Source organism: Streptomyces aurantiaciflavus, assembly GCF_049808595.1.
Lineage (GTDB): Bacteria > Actinomycetota > Actinomycetes > Streptomycetales > Streptomycetaceae > Streptomyces.
Genome location: NZ_JBNCAQ010000079.1, coordinates 1 through 1,625 on the forward strand (window position 1 = coordinate 1; position 1,625 = coordinate 1,625).

Annotated in this window: 2 protein-coding genes; both read right to left on the bottom strand. The window is 71.8% G+C overall.

The window, feature by feature from the left end; all coding sequences use genetic code 11:
• Positions 1-49 precede the first annotated feature (49 nt).
• Positions 50-1,288: a cytochrome P450 family protein gene (locus tag ACPT94_RS42100; RefSeq protein WP_360337972.1), complete on the bottom strand. Its 1,239-nt coding sequence runs from the start codon at positions 1,286-1,288 to the stop codon at positions 50-52.
• Positions 1,285-1,625, bottom strand: a 341-nt coding sequence (locus tag ACPT94_RS42105) for an amidohydrolase family protein (protein WP_425248154.1), incomplete at its 5' end; no start/stop codon positions are given. The genes ACPT94_RS42105 and ACPT94_RS42100, both read right to left, overlap by 4 nt.

Here is a 1,625-nt window from a genome sequence, read left to right on the forward strand (position 1 = left end):
CGGAAGCCGCCGTACGGCTTCCGCGCCCCTCAGCCCGTCCCGCCGTCGGTCATCCGGCGGGGTCGAGCACGACCGGCAGTTCCGCGAGGCCGCGGAAGGCCGGGAAGGGAACCTCCATCCACCGTGGCCCGCCCGCCGGGCCGGCGAGGGTCATCCTCGGGAACCGGCCGAGCAGGCCGGTGAGGGCCAACTCCATCTCCAGGCGGGCCAGCGGGGCTCCCAGGCAGTAGTGGGGGCCGTGCCCGAACCCGAGATGGGCGTTCTGGGCGCTGCCCCGCTGCACGTCGAACGTGTCCGGGTCGTCGAACTTCAGCGGATCGCGGTTGGCCGAACTGAGCGCGATCTGGACCAGGGCGCCCTTCGGGATGCGCGTCCCCGCGTACTCCACGTCCTCGGTCGCGTAGCGGAACGTCGAGCTCTCCACGGAGCCGTCGTAGCGCAGCACCTCCTCGACCGCGGGACCCACCAGCTCCGGGTTCTCCCGTACGGCGCGCAGCTGCGCGGGATGCGTCAGGAGGTGATGGACGGCGTTGCCGATGGCGTACGCGGTCGTCTTGTGGCCCGCGAACATCAGCAGGAACGCCGTGGAGACCAGCTCGTGCTCGGTGAGCCCGCCGTCGTTGTCCCGCACCGAGGTGAGCGCGCTCATCAGATCGTCGCCCGGGCGGTCGCGCTTGGCCGCGATGAGATCCGTGAAGTACGCGTGCAGATCCTCCTCGGCCTGCTGCTGGGCCCGCTTGGACTCCGCGCTGAAACCGGTCTGCGCCACCGTGGTGGACAGGTGCTGCATCCGCGACCGCTCCTGCGGCGGCACACCGAGCAGTTCGCAGATCACGATGATCGGCAGCGGGAACGCGAACGCGGGCAGCAGATCGAAGGGCTCCCGGGTCGGGCACTCGTCGACCAGCGTCCTGACGATGTCCTGGACCTGCGGCCGCAGAGCCTCCACGCGCCGCGGGGTGAACGCGGAGTTCACCAGCTTGCGCAGCCGGGTGTGCTTGGGCGGGTCCGAGTTGAGCATGTTGTCGTCCAGCGCCACGGACGAGTCACCGAAGATGCTCCGGTAGGCGTCCATGGCCCCGTACATGTCCTTGCTCAGCCGCGGGTCCGACAGGGCGGCCCGCGCGTCCTCGTACCGGGTGATCAGGTACGTCTCGTTGCCGTGCGGCGGTCTCATGGGGCAGACCGGCGCCGCTTCCCGGAGCTGGGCGTAGACCGCGTGCGGGTCGCGCCGGTACTCCGGGGTGCACCGCTCGGCCGCGGTGACCGCGTCTTGCGTGGTGGTCACGGACGACTCCTCAGGTCGAAGAGGTCCTCTGCGTTGCCGCCGAGGATGCGCTGCTGGGCCGCCTTGTCGACCGGCAGCTTCTCGATCATGCGGACGAAGTCCTCCAGCGGCGCCGCCATCGGCGGCGAGTCGGTGCCGAAAAGCATCCGTTCGGGCCCCAGCACCTCGGCGTTGAGGCTCAGGTGCGCCTGGCTGAACGGGCTCGTGTCGACGTACATGCGCCGGAGCGCGGCGACCGGGTCGGCCGCGGGCGCCTTGGCCGACGGCGCGGCGGACGCCGGCGCCTGCGCGGCGGGTGGGGCGGAGGCCGGTGCCGAAGGCCGGCCGGCGGGCGGGG